The organism is Anaerosporobacter sp., assembly GCF_965301125.1.
In genome coordinates, this window is the sequence record NZ_CBDLAM010000246.1 from 1 (window position 1) to 1,184 (window position 1,184).

1 protein-coding gene and 1 pseudogene are annotated in these 1,184 nt (G+C 32.0%); both read left to right on the forward strand.

Features of this window, described 5'->3' with window-relative positions; all coding sequences use genetic code 11:
* Positions 1-315: 315 nt before the first annotated feature.
* Positions 316-552: pseudogene (locus ACW2QF_RS17890) on the forward strand (IS5/IS1182 family transposase); the annotation flags it as partial.
* A 118-nt stretch (positions 553-670) separates the two neighbouring features.
* Positions 671-1,120, forward strand: coding sequence for a LytTR family DNA-binding domain-containing protein (locus tag ACW2QF_RS17895; RefSeq protein ID WP_455717379.1), 450 nt, complete (start codon positions 671-673; stop codon positions 1,118-1,120).
* Positions 1,121-1,184 lie beyond the last annotated feature (64 nt).

Here is a 1,184-nt window from a genome sequence, read left to right on the forward strand (position 1 = left end):
ATCCACACCACAACTTGCGTCTTCAAACGAGATAATATCTCTTCGGACACAAAAAATCACACCCTCATTCAGGTACTTGATACAGTAAGATTTATCAATATATATCTTCTTTCTAAGTAAGAGATTTTTAGAAAAAGTAATTGCTGACGTTATCTAAATGACATTGAGAACTTAAGGGGCTTTTGCAAAATAGATGATAAAATCATCTATTTTGCAAAAGCTCTTTTCTTTTAGAAATATAGGTAGGTTCCCGAACCTGCCTTTATGGTATAATTAAGTATGCGAATAAATAATTACACTAATTAGAATTATACATTGAGTTCGTATGAATATCGATTGAAACTTCCATTAGAATTAGATGGATTTGTACCAGAAGATGATTCTGTCAGATTGCTAAGCCAATTATTGGAGGAATTAGATTACACGAAGTTGTATCAGGCTTACTCTACCAAAGGTAGAAATCCAGCAGTTGACCCAAAGACCATGTTCAAGATACTTGTTTATGCTTATTCTCAAGATTGCTATAGCACCCATCAAATTGAGACTTCTTGTTTTTATGTGTAACTAAGCCAGCAATAAGTGTCACTTACCTTATTATGTATTGTTTTTAAAATATAAGATTGTTACAATGAGGATAGGTGAATACATAGAATATTAATGGAGGGGGCCCATGAAATATACCATAAATCAGATAACAGAAGGTGAGGATGAAGTAATAATAAACTATCTGGATATGACACCTGAAGTAGAACGAATCGTAAAATTCCTAAAAGGTGAGCAAACCAAACTTATAGGCCTAAGCGATAAAACAATAACGGTTATAGATTCTAAAGATATTTTATACATAGAGAGTGTAGATGGAAAAACCTTTGCTTATACAGATAAGGATGTTTTGAAGATTGATTATACTTTAAATCAGATAGAAGGTATTTTAAGTGACATTAATTTTTTTCGCTGTAGCAAGTCTATGATTATTAATATTGATAGGATTGCAAGTTTAAAAAGCTTGCCGTCCAATCGTATTGATGCAAAGATGCAAAATGGCGAACGTGTTATGATTTCAAGAACTTATGCTTCTGATTTTAGAAAAAGATTGAAGGGAGGAAGAGATAATGAGTAGAAAAAAAAGTGAAAATATATCCTTATGGGAGCGTTATCTTGCAAAGGAAATAGGAATTGAATTT